Below are 15,858 nucleotides of genomic sequence, written 5' to 3' on the forward strand. Positions count from 1 at the left end.
GTCTACGTCATCCGGATGCCGCGGCCAAACGGGCGGCATCGGGGCGCGACTACGGGGTCGGCGCCGGGATCGGAACGGTCGGCTCCGGTTCGGGCTCCGGCTCCGGTTCGGGCTCGGGTTCGGGTTCCGGTTGGGGCTCGGGGGCCGAACTCGGCTCGGGGGACGGTTCGGGAGCCGGGGCCGGGTTGGGAGCGGGCGGTGGCGGCGGCGCCGGGTTCACGGGAGTGAAGGGAACCAGCCACGGCGATTCGATCTCGATGCGCTCCTGCTCGTCGCGCAGCGCCGACACGGCCCGGGAGTAGTCCCACAGCTCGGCGTCGCCCGACCCGCCCGCCTCCTGCGCCTTGCCGACGGCCCTGGCGGCCGAGACGACGGCGTCGCGGAACTTCTGCTCGGGCAGGGTGAACTCGGCGACGAACTCCTCGGCGAAGCCGGGGAGGCTCGTTCCGACGGCCGACTGGGCGGCGCGGAGTCCGGCGAGTGCCTGCTCGAGCGCGGCGGTCGCGTCGGCGTATTCGGCGATGGCCGCTTCCACCGCGACGCGGTACTCGTCGGCACGGGCGGCGGCGTCGGAGTACGCCGAAGGGTCGGACTCGTCGAAGTTCTCGCGCGCGTACTCTTCGGGCATCGCAGGCGAGGCGAGGTCGAGCCGTTCCCGGAGAGCCTGAAGTGCGTCCTCTGCCGCCACGCGTGCGCCGCTGGGGCTGATGCCGGCGATCACCGCGAGGGCAGGCGCGGCACTGTCGGCGGCGGCACGGGCATCGGCGGCGAGTGCCGCGTAGGCCTCGGCCGCGGCATCCAACTGCGATCGGGGCTCGTCGATGCGGGCCTCGGTCTGCTCGAGGCCGGCGCGGGCCGACGCGACGCGGTCGCCTGCGGCGAGTGCGGGGAAGAGGAAGAGGGCCGCCAGCACGATGGCGATGACCAGCACGATTCCGGCGACCACAGACCACTGCCGCACACCCCACGCCGCGAGTCCGCGACGCTCGCGCGGAGGAACGGGATCCTCGTCCGAGCGCTCTTCGTCGAGATCTGCGACCGAGCGGGCGTAGGCCGGACGCGCGGCGTCTGCCGGCAGCAGTTCGGTCTCGGGCTCGGTCGCGCGGGCCGACGCGGCGGCGGGCATGAGGGCGGTGGCCGCTGCGGCGCCCCCGCCGGCCGCGAGCGGCTGGTGCAGCACCGTGGTGTCGTCGAGATCGTCGTCATCGCCGTCGTCGGCCGGAGGCACGAGGTCATCGGCAGGAGGCACGACGTCGTCTACGTCGTCATCGACGACCTCGTCGGCGGGCTCGTCGTCAACGGGAGCGTCGTCGTCCGCGGCATCGTCGACAGGGACCTCGTCGACCGGGACATCGTCGTTCGCGACATCGTCAGCGTTCGACGAGGCTTCGCCCGGCAGCGGCGGACGCGGGGGAACGGTGAAGAGCGCGGCGAGGCGGTCGTCCGAGACGTCTCGCGCGGGAGGGTCGACACGCTCGCCTGACCCGAAGAGGTCGGACAGTGTGAGGGCGCGCTCGTCCGCGCTCCCGCGTGCCGCGTCGTCTCCGCCGGCCTCTGGTGTGTCGCTGCCGGCGGCCCGATCGGGTTTCGGAGTGCCGCCTGAGCCTCGAGATCTTCTCATTCGCCCCTGTCCCCAGTCGTCTGCAGGGTGGGCGTCAGTGTATCGCGGTGTTTCTGGGCGATAGCCGGGGGTTGCCGTACGCGGGGGAACTGTGCAAGCGACCCCCCATCTCATACCCCACAGGGGTATCATTCAGGCATGACCTCCTCCCGCACGTCACGCACCGCTCGCTTCGCTGCCCTCCCCCTCGCCGTCGCGCTGTCACTGACCGGCTGCACGGTCGTCACCGCACCGGGCAACGGGATGCCGGGAATGGACCACGGCTCCAGTCAATCGCCGGGCGCGGGCGACATGGCCGACACGATGTTCGTGCAGATGATGATCCCCCACCACGAGCAGGCCATCGAGATGAGCGACATCCTCCTGGCGAAGGAGGGGATCGACGCCGATGTCGCGGCCCTCGCGCAGCAGATCAAGGACGCCCAGACGCCTGAGATCGAACTCATGGAGAGCCTGCTCGACGAGTGGGGCATGCCGTCCGCGGGCAACATGGGCGGAATGGACCACGGCGACGGCATGATGTCGGACGACGACATCGAGGAGCTCGAAGAGGCCACGGGCGACGAGGCGCAGCGCCTGTTCCTCGAGCAGATGATCGAGCACCACGAGGGCGCCATCGACATGGCCGAAGACGTCATCGACGACGGTTCCGACCCTCAGGTGCAGCAGCTCGCGCAGACGATCGTCGAATCGCAGACCGCCGAGATCGAGCAGATGGAGCAGATGCTCGCCGCGATGTGATCGCGTCATTCCCGAGCAACACTCGGTAACCGCCGCGAAACGCGCCCCTGCGAGAGTCCGGGTATCCCTCACGGACGCGCCGATGCGACACGCGGCGCGTGTGCGTCGGCAGTCCTCCACGAGAACCCGAAAGGACTCCTCGCGCATGCCCGCACCCTCCCTCCGTCTGCGACCCGGCTCACGCGTCCTCGCGTTCGCCGTCGCGACGCTCGCCGCCCTCGGCGGCACGATCGCGGTGGCGCCCGCCGCCGCGGCCGCCCCGCCCGAGACCGGCACCGTCACCGTCTCAGCCCCCGCGGGTGTGACCGCCGGCGAGACCTTCGCGGTCACCGTCGAGGCTCCGGCCGCGGCCGACCTGTACGCCTACGAACTCACCCTCACCTACGACCCCGCACTGCTGGCGCTCGTCGACGAGGGCGTGACATACCCGGCCGGAGGGTTCGACGAAACGGATGCCGCAACCGCGGGCACGGCCACTTTCACCCACACGCGACTGGGCTCCTCCCCCGGCCTCGCCGGCGCGCAGGCGCTGGTCACCGTCGAGTTCGCGGCGCTGTCGGCGGGCTCGGCGCAGGTCGCCGTGGCCGCCGCGACCTTCGTCGGCACGGCCGGCGAGACTGCCGCGCCCGACGGCACGGGGTCGGCGACGCCGGCGATCGCGGCCGCCCCGGCCACCCCGACGCCCCGGCCGACCGGAACCCCCTCCGACCCCGGGACCGACCCCCACCCCGGGACCGAGCCCCAGCCCGAGTCCGTCGACGGGTACCCCTGCGGGCGATGCGGACGACGCTGGCGGCGATCCGCTCGCGTCGACCGGCGTGGACGGCGGCCTGTGGGTAGGCGTGGCGCTCGCTGCCGCGATGGCCGTCGGCCTCGGCACCGTGTTCGTCCTCCGTCGCCGGGCGGTGACCGAATGACCGCTCTCGCACCCCGCCACGATCACTCCACGAGCAGAGGGACCCACCCCGTGAAGACCCGAACCACCCGCACCCTCGCGGCCGCGGCGATCCTCGGCACGGTCGCGGCGACCGCTGTGGCGGTCACCCCCGCGACGGCCGCGCCGGCATCCGCGCCGATTCTCTCGCCGTACTACACCGAGCTCGACCTGACCGGCGATGCACAGGTCACCACTGCTGACCTGGAGGCCGCGACCGACGCAGGGTTCACCGTCGCCGAGCTGGCCGAGCTCTCGCAGCGCATCATCTACGACGACGGCCCGTTCGAGCTGGTCGAAGCCTCGGTCATCGACATGCAGGCCGCCATGAACGCCGGGGTCACGACGTCGGTCGAGATCACCGAGGCGTACATGGAGCGGATCGCCGCGTACGACACCGTCAAGGTCGACCCGGCAGAGACCGGGCGCGCACTCAACTCGATCATCACCGTCGGCGACGCGACGGCCCTGGCCGCCGCCGCCGCAGCCGACGCCATGCGTGCCGAGCACGGCATGACGAGCATGCTGCTCGGCGTGCCGGTGGCGGTGAAGGACAACTACAACACCGTCGACATGGTCACCACCGGCGGCTGCGGATGCTGGGACGACAACCAGACGGCCACCGACGCGTTCATGGTGGAGGGCCTCCGCGACGCGGGGGCGGTGATCCTCGCCAAGGCGAGCCTCGACGAGTTCGCGTTCGGCTTCGCCTCGGAGTTCTCCTCGTTCCAGCCGGCCGGCGCCTCCACGCTCGTGGCGAGCCCGTACGTCACCTCCCGCACCGCCGGAGGATCGTCCGGCGGCACGGGCGCGGCGATCGCGGCCAACTTCGCCGGCATCGGGTTCGGCACCGACACCGGAGGATCGATCCGCGTGCCGTCGTCGTACAACCAGCTGGTGGGGGTGCGGCCGACGGTGGGCCTGGCGAGCCGTGACGGGATCATCCCGCTCGCGCTGTCGCAGGACACCGGCGGTCCCATGACCCGCACGGTGCTCGACGCCGCCGTGGCCCTGGACGCCGTGACAGGGGTCGACGACACCGACCCGGTGACCTCCCGCCAGGCGGGTCTGGTCCCCGAGTCGTACACCGCATATCTCGACGCCGACGCCCTCGACGGCGCCCGCATCGGCTATGTCGCGTCCATGATCGGCTCGAACCCCACGACGGTCCGGCTGTGGAACGAGGCGAAGGCGCAGATGGAGGCGCTGGGCGCGACCGTCGTCGAGGTCGCCGCACCCGAGGGATTCTCGGCAGTGCTGGGTGAGCCCAGCGGCAGCACGAACGAGTTCAAGCACGACCTCGACGCCTACATCACCACGCACCTCGACCCCGACGTCACCGCCCGCAGCCTCGAGCAGATCGTGGCCGAGGGCGTCCATGTGCCGTCGCGTCGCAACACCTACATCTCACGCAACGCGATCACCCCCGAGACGTATGAGGCGTGGGCGGGACCGACAGGGACGCACACGGTCGCCCTTGCGAACGGCAAGACCCTCGTGACCGGGATGCTCGACACGGGAGACCTCGACGCGCTGGTCTATCCCTCGGGAACGCCGTATGGGACCCAGGGCACGAACCTACGCCTGAGCCCCAACACGGGGATGCCGTCGGTGACGGTGCCCATGGGTCAGGCCCTCGAGAGCGAGTCGATCCCGGGCGCGGGGGTGAACCTGGAGTTCCTGGGCCGCGACTTCGCCGAGGGGCCGCTTCTCGGGCTCATCTACGCGTACGAGCAGGCGACGCACCACCGCACGGCGCCGGCGCTGTATCCGTCGCTCGACTGACCGACGACGCGCCCGGAGCGGGGCTCTCGGCATCCTTCACGGATGCCGGGGGTCCCGCTCTCCGCGTCTCAGTCGCCGTAGTGGAAGTAGACGGCGCGGCGGGTGCTCAGCACCGTGGTGGCGTAGGCCGCGAGGGCGAGGCCGATCACCGTGCACACGGCGACGGCGGACCACTTCAGGATCGCGAGGAGGAGTGAGAGCACAGGTGGAGAAGGTTTCGTCCGGGGGCAGACAACGGGCATCGCAGCACGAAGGACACCTTCGCGCCACCGACTCTAGGGTACCCGGGCGGAGTATCCGCTCCGGACCACGCCGACGCGACTTCTAGGATGGGAGCGTCCGTTCGCGCCCCCAGGAGTTCTCATGCGTTTGTCTGTTATCGGTTGTGGGTATCTGGGGGCTGTGCATGCGGCGGCGATGGCGTCGATCGGGCACGAGGTCGTGGGGATCGATGTGGACCAGGCGAAGGTGGAAGCACTCGCCAGTGGGCGGGCGCCGTTCTTCGAGCCCGGGTTGCAGGAGATCCTGACCGAGGGCATCAGCGCGGGCCGGTTGCGGTTCACCACCGACATGGCCGACGCGAAGGGCGCTGTGGTGCATTTCGTCGGTGTCGGAACCCCGCAGCAGAAAGGCGGCTACGCCGCCGACCTCACCTACGTCAACGCCGCCGTCGACGCGCTCCTGCCCCACCTGTCCCCCGGTGACCTCGTCGCAGGCAAGTCCACCGTCCCCGTCGGCACCGCCGCCGACCTCGCCCCGAGGGTGAGCGCGACCGGGGCGACATTGGTGTGGAACCCGGAGTTCCTCCGCGAAGGGTTCGCGGTGCAGGACACCGTCGACCCCGACCGTCTCGTCGCCGGCGTCCCCACCGGCCCCGAGGGGGAACGGGCAGCGGACATCCTCCGCGAGGTCTACCACCCCAGCGTCGGTAAGGGGACCCCGTTCATCGTCACCGACTACGCCACCGCGGAACTGGTCAAAGTCGCCGCCAACGCCTTCCTTGCCACGAAGATCAGCTTCATCAACGCGATGGCCGAGATCGCCGAAGTCACCGGCGCCGACGTCACCCAACTCGCCGACGCCATCGGCCACGACGCCCGCATCGGCCGCCGCTTCCTCGGCGCCGGCATCGGCTTCGGCGGCGGCTGCCTCCCCAAAGACATCCGCGCCTTCTCCGCCCGCGCCGAAGAACTCGGCCGCGGCGAATCCGTGGCGTTCCTGCGCGAAGTGGACGAGATCAACCTCCGCCGCCGCGACCACGCCGTCACCCTCACCGTCCAAGCCCTCGGCGGATCCGTGTTCGAGAAGAACGTCACCGTCCTCGGCGCCGCCTTCAAACCCCACTCCGATGACATCCGCGACTCCCCCGCCCTCGACGTCGCCGTCCGCCTCCACGGCCTCGGCGCCCACGTCACCGTCACCGACCCCGAAGCGATCACCAACGCCAAAACCATCCACCCCCAACTCACCTACATCCACGACCGCGACGAAGCCCTCACCGGCGCCGACGCCGTCATCGTCGTCACCGAATGGGACCAATACCGCCGCCACCTCGACCCCACCCACGCCAAAACCCTCACCCGCGGGCAGATCATCATCGACGGCCGCAACTGCCTCGACGCCACCGCCTGGCGCAACGCCGGCTGGACCTACCACGGCATGGGACGCCCCTGACCGCCGGTCGCGGCATCCATTCTCGGCGCGTTCTCAGCAAAACGCCCCTACTCTGATCACCAGCAAGGGGAGTACTCCCACGCGACGAATGCGTCATTACGGGTCCGAAGATGTGACCCCGCGTCGTCGGTCCGGTGATCCGGGTGGAAGAGACCTTGGGCCCATCTGTTCGGCCAGGTCTCAGGAGTACCCATGGATGTCACCCCGCTCGTCTGGCTCATCACCATCGCGGTCACGATCGCGTTCTTCGTCTACGAGTTCTACGCGCATGTGCGCAAGCCCCACGAGCCGAGCATCGGCGAAGCGGCTCGCTGGTCGGCCTTCTACATCGGGCTCGCGCTGCTGTTCGGCGTCGGCATCGGGGTCGTGTCGGGCTGGCGGTTCGGCGGCGAGTACTTCGCCGGCTACCTGACCGAGAAGGCCCTGTCGATCGACAACCTCTTCGTGTTCCTGCTCCTCATGACCAGCTTCGCGGTGCCGAGGATCTATCAGCAGAAGGTGCTGATGATCGGCATCGTGATCGCGCTCATCATGCGCGGCGCGTTCATCGCCGTCGGCGCGAGCCTGGTGGCCAACTTCTCGTGGATCTTCTACATCTTCGGTGCGCTGCTGCTGTTCCTGGCGTACCGTCAGGCCTTCGGCGACCACGACAGCAACCCCGCGGACGGGAAGTTCATGCGGTTCGTTCGCCGTCACCTCCCGGTGGCGGACGAGTACGACGGCGACAAGCTCTTCACGGTGCGAAACGGCAAGCGCCTCGTCACGCCGATGCTGCTGACGATCATCGCGATCGGCTTCATCGACCTGATCTTCGCGGTCGACTCGATCCCGGCCATCTACGGCCTGACCGAAGAGGCCTACATCGTCTTCACCGCGAACGCGTTCGCGCTGATGGGACTGCGTCAGCTGTACTTCCTCATCGGCGGTCTGCTGCAGCGTCTGGTGTACCTCGCGCAGGGACTCGCGGTCATCCTCGGCTTCATCGGCGTCAAGCTCGTGTTCCACGCGCTGCACGTCAACGAGCTGCCGTTCATCAACGGCGGCGAGCCGGTGCTGTGGGCGCCTGAGATCCCGATCTGGTTCTCGCTGCTGTTCATCGCGGCGACCGTGGCCGTGGCCACGTGGGCGAGCCTTGCGAAGACGCGTCGGGACGACCGCCGGACGGCGATCGTCGACGAGCGAGCGGATGCCGCGACGCCGGCCGCCGACGAGGTCGCACCTCCCCGTCACTGACCTCTTTCCCCGTTCTGTCAACCCCCGTGCGCGCGCGGAGGGGACGGGGCAGGGTCGGACGGGTCCATAACCCGACCCGTCGGAAGGAGCCGAGGATGACCACGGCACGAGAAGTCATGACCACGGACGTCACCTGCATCAAGGAGGGCGACACGCTGGTGGAGGCGGCGCGGCTGCTGCGGCAGCTGGACGTCGGAGCCCTGCCGATCTGCGGCAGCGACGACAAGCTGAAGGGGATGCTCACCGATCGCGACATCGTCGTCAAGTGCATCGCCGACGGCGGCGACCCGTCGACCGCGACCGCGGGCGACCTGGCCGAGGGCAAGCCGGTGACCATCGGCGCGGACGACGACATCCGCGACGCGCTCACGATGATGCAGCAGCACCAGGTGCGCCGGCTCCCTGTGATCGACGGGCACCGGCTGGTGGGCATCATCAGCCAGGCCGACGTGGCGCTGTCGATGTCGCCGACCGAGACGGGCGAGACAGTCGCCGAGATCTCGGAGGACTGACTCCGCCTTCCACCCGCTGACACCCCTGCGACGAGGCCGCCGACGAGCGATGTCGGCGGCCTCGTCGTACGCTGGAGGTGTCTCGGCCGGAGAAGGGAATCCGGCTCACCGTGTCGACGTCGAAGCGCTACGCGCAGCACTACGACCGCCTCGCTCACGACCGCCAGACACGCGAGGGCGTCGACGAGGTGCGGATCCCACCGTGCACGCTCCCCCATCAGGCGTACGGCCGTCAGGAGCTGCGCTGGGCGAAGCCGGGCGAGAAGCAGGCGGTGTGGGCCTGGATCTCGTGGCCGCACAAACCCGCCGAGCGCATCCCCGCTCGGGCGATCGGCTGGAACGACCGGGTCGTGGTGGTCGAGTGGGATGACCGCACGGGCACCCGCAACACCGTGGTGTGGCGCAGCGGCGTGACGCGGCGTACCGCCTGACGGGCGTGGGCTTACCGCGCGCCGTCCGATTCGGCAAGGGCCCCGTGCGCGCGCCGGCGCACGAGATAGTGAGCGCATGAGATGCATCACATACGCGGGCGAGACGGTCATCACGACCGATGATGTCGCCGAAGCGCTCGTGGAATTGACCGCCGCGATCGCGACCCTGGGGGCGGCCGAGGCGGTGAGCATCCCGATCGTGTTCCGAGAGAACGACGAGATCGGCGAGGCGGAGCTCGTCATCGGCGTCGGCAACGACGTGCTGTCGGTGCCCGTGGAGTGGGAGGGCGCCGAGCCCGACTTCTCGCGCGCCGCGCACGAACTGAAGTCGCACGACGCCTACCCGCACCGCGCGGTCGAGTCGGACGCCGACGGGGTGACGGAACCCGAGGGAGCACGCTACGACCCCGACCTCGAGGGCTTCACGCACGCCTGAACCGGTCGCGATCTGTCTGCACCCGGCGGTTAACGAACGAGCGGCCCGCGAGCTGGGGACTCGCGGGCCGCTGACCGCCGTAGAATTCGTGGGCCCTCGCACCCGAAGCGATGCCGACGATGGCGGATCAGAACAGAGAGCTGGGGACCCTCTGTGCTTCCACGGTAAGCGCCCCCGAAACGGATGTCTGTCGGAACTTTGGGGGACAAGAAACAGGCGTGCCCCCGGACGCGGGGGAGAAAGTGCGCCCGGGGGCAATGCCGTCGGCTGCCTGCGGCGATCAGTCTTCGCCCCGACGGGAGGAGGCGATCGCGCCTCCACGCCTCAGGCTAGGCGCGGCGCCCCGCGCTGTCTGTCGGCATTTCGGGGGACGACCCGCACCCACGCCGGACAAAGTGAAGCGGCCCGCAAGCTGGGGACTCGCGGGCCGCTGACCGCCGGAGCTCGTCTGCTCACGCACCCGAAGCGGAGTGGACGAAGGCGGTTGAAGAAGGGCACTGGGGATGCCCGTGGTACTAACGGTAGACGCTTCCCGCGCGGATGTATGTCGGTATTTTGGGGGACACGGGACGATATATCAGTATTCCTGGGGCGAGGGGCCGCTCAGCCGAAGAATGTGCCCGCGAGCGCGAGGAGCACGTACGTACCGTTGAAGACGACGTGGACGAGAACAGCGCCCCAGATGCGGCCGGTGAGAAGAACGAGTGCGGCGCAGATGACGCCCAGCAGCGTGAGCGAGAGGACGACGTCGGCGGCGAGCGGGGCGACGAGCACGTGGGCGAGGACGAAGAGTCCGACGCTCACGAGGCCGGCCACGATGCCCGCCGTCACTCCCCCGAAGCGGCGGCGCAGCAGGGTGTAGATCGTCACGAGGATGACGGCGCGGAAGAAGAACTCCTCGAGCACGGGGGCGATCGCGACCGTGGCGACGACGTCGGTGAACAGCCACCCCGACGGAAGCTGTCCGCCGATCGTGGGATACGACGGCAGCGCGCCCGACCCTCCCGTCCCGATCTCGAACCAGCCCTGGCACATCCGCACGAACACGCCCAGCCCGATCCCCCAGACGAGGTCCGTGAACCGGAAGTTCAGCAGGTACACGGGACGCCCGCGCAGGAACGCCCAGACGACGACTGCGAGCATCGCCGCCCACAGCAGCGCCGTGGCCGCGATGCCGGCGAGCCCCCCGGGAAGCACCTGAGAGAGGATGCCGCCGCCGAGCACTCCGACGCCGAGGGCGATGATCGCCGCCGCCAGGAGGGACTCGCGCCAGCGCGCCGTCGAGCGCCCGCCGAGACGCCAGTCGGTGCGGCGCGGACGCCGGCGGGGCGGGGTGTCGGTCGACTCGTCGAGAGCATCGGTAGAGTGGGTCGCCACGGGCCTACGCTATCGCGACGGGGAACAGGCCCCGCTTCAGCGTCGACGCACGCATCCCACCGGGCGCGTGCGTTCGCGCCGGATCCGCGACCCCGCACCAACAGAGCCCACCCCCACAAGCCCACGAGCACCGCCTCACGCTTCGGAGTCCGCCTTGGTCGAGATCCTCACCGTCTGCACGGGAAACATCTGCCGCTCCCCCCTCGCCGAGCTGCTGCTCGCGCAGCGCCTCGCCGACCTGAATCCCACCGTGTCGAGCGCCGGCACGCGCGGGATGGTCGACTCCCCCATGACCGCCGAGGCGGTGGCGCTGGCCGATCAGCTCGGCGTCCCGACGGCGACGTCGGCGGCGCACCGGGCACGCTTCTTGAACGAAGCGCACCTGGCCTCGCCCGACCTCATCCTCACGATGACGCGCGACCACCGTCGCAGCGTCGCAGAGCTGGCTCCGACGCGACTGCGTCACACGTTCACGGTGCGCGAGTTCGCCCGCCTCGCCGAAGGCGTCAGCGACGCCGACATCACCGCGGCCGCGAGGGCCGAGGGGACGGATGCCGCATCCCGCCTCCGCGCGGCGGCGACGTTCCTGGCCGGGAGGCGAGGGCTGGCCGTGCCGCCGCCCGCGCCCGACGACGACGACGTGGTGGACCCCTACCGCCGGTCGTGGCAGACCTACCTCCGCAGCGGCAAGCAGCTGGTGCCCGCACTGGACCAGGTGGAGCGGGTGGTACGCGCGGCGCTGGCGTAAACCGGCAGCCCGGATCCTCACCGGCGCGTGGCAGAATGCTTCGCACCCCCGCCGGAAGAGAGACCCCGTGATCTCGACCATCGCCGCGATCGTCGTGCTCGTCGCCGCTGCGATCCTGCTGATCGCCTCGCGCGGTCGTGCCGAGCGCGACATCACCGTCGCCGCGCGCGCGGCCGCCGTCACCGGCGCCGTGCCGGTGTCGCCCGACGAGAAGCCGGATGCCGCAGCCGCCCTCGCCGCCGCGGAATCGCTCGGGGCGATCATGACCCAGGCGGGGTACTCCGTCGACACCATCCAGGACGTCATCGCCGACGTCGCCAAGGTGAACAACCTGCCCGAGAGCGAAGCGCTCGTCTTCCCGAACGCCCTGCTCGTCTCGGCGCGCGGCGGCGGGCAGCAGCGCACCGGTGCGGTCTCGAGCGGCAGCGGCCAGCTGCTGCTGTCGCAGATCGACGAGGTGCATCGCACGGCGGACGGCGCACGTACCGGGGTGATCGACCCCCACTCGGTGGTCGTGAAGATCCAGCGCATCCGCGAGATGAAGCCGCTGTACGGCCGGGTGCTCCGCGTCGTGGGCTACATGTTCCTGAGCGGCGCCCTCTCGGTCCTGCTGGGCGCCACCTGGAACGGCGTCGCGCTGTCGGTCGCGCTCGGCCTCGTGGCCGGAACGGCGCTGCTGGTGAGCGAGCGGGTGCCCGCGCGGTACGGCGCCCTCATCACGGTGGCGATCGCGTTCGTCGTGGCGCTCACGGTGTTCCTGCTTCTTCGCACGGGGCTGGGGACCGGCATCCTTCCCGCCCTGCTCGCACCGCTGGTCGTCCTGCTTCCGGGTGCGCTGCTGACGACGGCCGTGCTCGAGCTCACGACCGGCCAGATGCTGTCGGGCGCCGGGCGCCTGGCCGCCGGTGCGATGCAGCTGGTGCTGCTGGGCGCCGGCATCATGACCGCGGGCGCGGTCGTGGGCGTCCCCGACCTCGACTTCAGCGAGCAGCCCAGCCCCCTCGGCGAGATCGCGCCGTGGATCGCGGTCGCCGTGTTCGCCGTGGGGATCTGCGTGCACCGCTCCGCTCCCCCGCGCGCGCTGCCGTGGATGCTGCTCGTGCTGTACGTCGCGTACTCCGCGCAGGTGCTCGGCGACCTCGCCGTCGGCGGCGTGCTGTCGGCCTTCATCGGTGCGCTCGTGGTGACGCCGGTGACGTCGCTGGTCGCGCGGCAGCCCACCGGCCCCGCCCCGATGGTGACCTTCACGCCGGCGTTCTGGCTGCTGGTGCCGGGAGCACTGGGCCTGGTCGGAGTGGCGGATGTGCTGGGCGGGGACGCCGCGGCATCCGATTCTCTGGTGACGACGCTCGCCACGATGGTGGCGATCGCCCTCGGCGTCCTGGCCGGATCGGCCCTGTCGAACCGGATGCGGCGACCGGCGCTCTGAGCCGCCCGCCCCGCGCTTCGCGCCGCCCGAGAACGCCGCGTTTACACGACTGTCACGCTGCGAGGGGGATCAGGAAACGCCGTTCATGTCAGGATGGAGTCCGCGTGGGACCCCCATCGCGCTCATGAAGCAGGAGCGCAACCCGCGAGCGAGAGGCGTCATGGAGCTCACCGACTACATCCGCATCCTCCGGAAGAACTGGCTGATCATCGTCTTGGCGACCCTTCTCGGAGTCGGGGCGGCGGCCGGGTACTCCCTCACCCGCACGCCGATGTACGAGTCGCAGTCGACCGTGTTCGTGTCGTCGCAGTCGGGCACCTCGATCGCCGAACTGCAGCAGGGGTCGAGCTTCACGCAGGGCCGGGTCACGACCTACACGAACCTCGTGACGACGCCGATCGTGATGAACCCGGTGATCGCGCGGCTCGATCTGGGCATCAGCCCCAACGACCTGGCGGGCATGATCACGGCCTCCAGCCCGCTGAACACCACGCTCATCACCATCGGCGTGACGGATGCCGATCCGATCCGCTCCGCCGACATCGCCAACGCGCTGGCAGCGAGCCTCACCGCAGCCGTCGAGGCGATCGAGACCCCGAACGGCGAAGAGACCTCGCCGGTGCGTCTCACCCGGGTGAAGGACGCCCAGGCGCCGCTCGAGCCCTCGAGCCCGAACGTGCCGCTGAACCTCGCGCTCGGCGCACTGGTGGGTCTGGCCATCGGCATCGGCATCGCGGTGCTGCGCGCCGTGCTCGACACGCGCGTGCGGACGCCGCAGGACGTGCAGGCGGTCACGGATTCGCCGCTCATCGGCGCGATCGCGTTCGACCCCAAGGCGAAGGAGCGTCCGCTCATCGTGCACGCGGATCCGCTGAGCCCGCGGGCGGAGTCGTTCCGCGCGCTGCGGACGAACCTGCAATTCCTCGACATGGACGGTCGCGCGAGCTTCGTGGTCACCTCGAGCGTGCCGAGCGAGGGCAAGTCGACGAGCACCATCAACCTCGCGATCGCGCTGGCGGATGCCGGCAAGAAGGTCGCGCTCATCGATGCGGATCTGCGCAAGCCCAAGGTGGCCGAGTACCTCGGCATCGAAGGCGGCGCGGGCCTCACCGACGTGCTCATCGGACGCACGCGCGTCGGCGACGTGATGCTGCCGTGGGGTGGACGCAGCCTCTACGTGCTGCCGGCCGGGAAGATCCCGCCGAACCCGAGCGAGCTGCTGGGGTCGCAGCACATGCGGACGCTGCTGGAAGCGCTCGAGCGCGACTTCGACGTCGTGCTGTGCGACGCACCTCCCCTGCTGCCGGTGACCGACGCCGCGATCCTTTCGAAGGAGACGTCGGGGGCCGTGCTGATCGTGTCGGCCGGCAAGACGACGCGTCACCAGCTGGGGCACGCGATCGACGCGCTCAGCACGGTGGGCGCGAAGGTCGCCGGTGTCGTGCTGTCGATGGTTCCCACGCGGGGTCCGGACGCGTACGCCTACGGCGGTGCGTACGGATACGGCGGCTACGGCGGGTACGGGTACAAGCTGAAGCCCGAACCCCAGTCGCGCGCCGACCGGCAGACGCGCGGTGCGCGTCGGCGCGGCAACGGCGCTCCGGTGCAGACGACGGCGCCGCAGCCTCCGGCTGACGACACCGCGTCCGTGCGCTGAGGCGGCTCGTGGCAGGACGATGGCGCTTCGGCGCGCGCGAGACGGCAGGGGTCGCCGCGGTGATCGCTGTCGCCGCGGTCGTCGCCGTGGTGACGGTCTTCGCGTGGCAGCACGGCAATCCGGGAGCGACGACGGGGACGCCGGCTCCGGTGCCGACGTTCACGCTGGGTGTGCAGACACCGAGTCCGACACCGACGCCCGAAGCGGCATCCGTGTCTTCGCCGGGGGCGGACGAGCGGTTCCTCTCCGTGGACACGGACGCGATGTGGCGGGCGACGGCCGGCCGATGCGACGACGGCGGCGGGTCGGTGGAGCGCTCGCTCGACGGCGGTGCGACGTGGACCGCGGTGACACCCGGCGACCGTGATGTGCGGCGCGTGCAGGCGGTGGATGCGTTCGGAGGCGACGACGCCGACGTCATCGTCGCGACGGGCGGCGACTGCGCCCCGCAGGGACTTCGCACCTACTCGGGCGGGGAGTTCTGGGAACAGCAGGACCAGGTGTTCGTGACGTCGCGGTTCGTGGAGCGCGGCGACGGTGCGGCGACGGTGGGGCCGATCGAGGCGCCGTGCGCGGCGCCGTGGAGTCTGCGCAACACGGGTGACACGCTCGCCCTCGTCTGCGACGGCACGGCGTCGGTGTACACCGGCGGCGGCTGGTCGCCGCTGCCGGTCGAGAGCGCCCTCGCGGTGGCGCTCGACGGCCAGTCGGCGATCGTCGCGTCTCGCACCGGGGACTGCGCCGGTGTCACGGTCTCACGGGTGGATTCTCCGGGGGCGGCGCCGTCGGCGATCGGCTGCGCCGAGACGGATGCGGCGGGGCCGGTCGCGGTCGACGACGCGCCCGGCGGCGGCGCGATGGTGTGGGTCGGCGACGCCGTCATTCCGGTCGGCTAGATTCCCAGCCGGACCAGTCCGCGGCGTCGATGACGCAGAAGCGGTTGCCCTCGGGGTCCTCCATGATGACGTAGTCGGCGTCGGCGGGACGCTTGTCCCAGATGACTTCGCGGGCACCGAGCCGTCGCAGCCGTTCCACCTCGGCGGGCTGGTCGTCGGCGTACAGGTCGAGGTGGATGCGCGGCGGGAGCACGCGCTCGGACGGCATGGCGTCGAGCGAGACGTTCGGTCCTCGTCCGGCACATGGCGTGAGGACGGCGAAGTCCGCCTCGACGGGTTCTCGCGGCACGTAGTCCAGGGCCGCGCACCAGAAGGCGAGCTGCGCGTCGAGATCCTGCACGCGGATGACGATCGAGCCGACGACCAGCATCAGGGGTGCACCGG

General features: G+C 70.6%; 16 protein-coding genes. 12 read left to right on the forward strand and 4 right to left on the reverse strand.

Going from position 1 to position 15,858, the window contains the following annotated elements:
* Positions 1-49: 49 nt before the first annotated feature.
* A complete protein-coding gene (locus NFR93_RS11915) occupies positions 50-1,180 on the reverse strand; it encodes a hypothetical protein (protein ID WP_251453504.1) in 1,131 nt (376 codons plus the stop codon).
* Here NFR93_RS11915 and NFR93_RS11920 point away from each other — a divergent pair.
* The 3 genes from NFR93_RS11920 (at position 1,172) to NFR93_RS11930 (ending at position 5,081) form a co-directional block, all read left to right on the forward strand.
* The gene (locus NFR93_RS11920) at positions 1,172-1,483 is read left to right on the forward strand and encodes a hypothetical protein (RefSeq protein WP_251453505.1); all 312 of its coding nucleotides are present in this window, start codon (positions 1,172-1,174) and stop codon (positions 1,481-1,483) included. The genes NFR93_RS11915 and NFR93_RS11920 overlap by 9 nt on opposite strands.
* Before the next feature lie 276 nt (positions 1,484-1,759).
* Complete coding sequence (locus NFR93_RS11925) at positions 1,760-2,362, forward strand: DUF305 domain-containing protein (protein WP_251453506.1); 603 nt, start codon at positions 1,760-1,762, stop codon at positions 2,360-2,362.
* A gap of 145 nt (positions 2,363-2,507) precedes the next feature.
* Positions 2,508-5,081: an amidase family protein gene (locus NFR93_RS11930; RefSeq protein WP_251453507.1), complete on the forward strand. Its 2,574-nt coding sequence runs from the start codon at positions 2,508-2,510 to the stop codon at positions 5,079-5,081.
* A gap of 68 nt (positions 5,082-5,149) precedes the next feature.
* On the opposite strand, the gene NFR93_RS15990 is transcribed toward NFR93_RS11930, so the two are convergent.
* On the reverse strand, positions 5,150-5,284 hold the full coding sequence (locus NFR93_RS15990) for a hypothetical protein (protein ID WP_285814597.1): 135 nt from the start codon (positions 5,282-5,284) through the stop codon (positions 5,150-5,152).
* 160 nt (positions 5,285-5,444) lie between these two features.
* Between NFR93_RS15990 and NFR93_RS11935 the strand changes: the two genes are divergently transcribed.
* From NFR93_RS11935 to NFR93_RS11955, 5 genes are all read left to right on the forward strand, one after another.
* The gene (locus NFR93_RS11935) at positions 5,445-6,755 is read left to right on the forward strand and encodes a UDP-glucose dehydrogenase family protein (protein WP_251453508.1); all 1,311 of its coding nucleotides are present in this window, start codon (positions 5,445-5,447) and stop codon (positions 6,753-6,755) included.
* Positions 6,756-6,947: 192 nt separating this feature from the next.
* Positions 6,948-7,988: a TerC family protein gene (locus NFR93_RS11940; RefSeq protein ID WP_251453509.1), complete on the forward strand. Its 1,041-nt coding sequence runs from the start codon at positions 6,948-6,950 to the stop codon at positions 7,986-7,988.
* 95 nt (positions 7,989-8,083) lie between these two features.
* Entirely contained in the window at positions 8,084-8,500 is a 417-nt protein-coding gene (locus NFR93_RS11945; protein WP_251453510.1) for a CBS domain-containing protein, read from the forward strand.
* Positions 8,501-8,577: 77 nt separating this feature from the next.
* Positions 8,578-8,931, forward strand: coding sequence for a hypothetical protein (locus NFR93_RS11950; RefSeq protein WP_251453511.1), 354 nt, complete (start codon positions 8,578-8,580; stop codon positions 8,929-8,931).
* Between the two features lie 76 nt (positions 8,932-9,007).
* Positions 9,008-9,367: a hypothetical protein gene (locus NFR93_RS11955; RefSeq protein WP_251453512.1), complete on the forward strand. Its 360-nt coding sequence runs from the start codon at positions 9,008-9,010 to the stop codon at positions 9,365-9,367.
* A gap of 603 nt (positions 9,368-9,970) precedes the next feature.
* Here NFR93_RS11955 and NFR93_RS11960 read toward each other — a convergent pair.
* On the reverse strand, positions 9,971-10,744 hold the full coding sequence (locus NFR93_RS11960; protein WP_251453513.1) for a CPBP family intramembrane glutamic endopeptidase: 774 nt from the start codon (positions 10,742-10,744) through the stop codon (positions 9,971-9,973).
* 154 nt (positions 10,745-10,898) lie between these two features.
* Here NFR93_RS11960 and NFR93_RS11965 point away from each other — a divergent pair, with 154 nt between their 5' ends.
* The 4 genes from NFR93_RS11965 to NFR93_RS11980 all read left to right on the forward strand — a co-directional run bounded on the left by NFR93_RS11965 (position 10,899) and on the right by NFR93_RS11980 (position 15,474).
* On the forward strand, positions 10,899-11,492 hold the full coding sequence (locus NFR93_RS11965) for an arsenate reductase/protein-tyrosine-phosphatase family protein (protein ID WP_251453514.1): 594 nt from the start codon (positions 10,899-10,901) through the stop codon (positions 11,490-11,492).
* 67 nt (positions 11,493-11,559) lie between these two features.
* Positions 11,560-12,921: a threonine/serine exporter family protein gene (locus tag NFR93_RS11970; protein ID WP_251453515.1), complete on the forward strand. Its 1,362-nt coding sequence runs from the start codon at positions 11,560-11,562 to the stop codon at positions 12,919-12,921.
* A 160-nt stretch (positions 12,922-13,081) separates the two neighbouring features.
* Entirely contained in the window at positions 13,082-14,578 is a 1,497-nt protein-coding gene (locus tag NFR93_RS11975) for a tyrosine-protein kinase domain-containing protein (RefSeq protein WP_251453516.1), read from the forward strand.
* Between the two features lie 8 nt (positions 14,579-14,586).
* Positions 14,587-15,474, forward strand: a complete 888-nt coding sequence (locus tag NFR93_RS11980) for a hypothetical protein (RefSeq protein ID WP_251453517.1) — start codon at positions 14,587-14,589, stop codon at positions 15,472-15,474.
* On the opposite strand, the gene NFR93_RS11985 is transcribed toward NFR93_RS11980, so the two are convergent.
* Entirely contained in the window at positions 15,458-15,844 is a 387-nt protein-coding gene (locus NFR93_RS11985; RefSeq protein ID WP_251453518.1) for a VOC family protein, read from the reverse strand. The two genes, NFR93_RS11980 and NFR93_RS11985, sit on opposite strands and share 17 nt — an antisense overlap.
* Positions 15,845-15,858 lie beyond the last annotated feature (14 nt).

The organism is Microbacterium sp. Marseille-Q6648, from assembly GCF_943181415.1.
GTDB lineage: Bacteria > Actinomycetota > Actinomycetes > Actinomycetales > Microbacteriaceae > Microbacterium.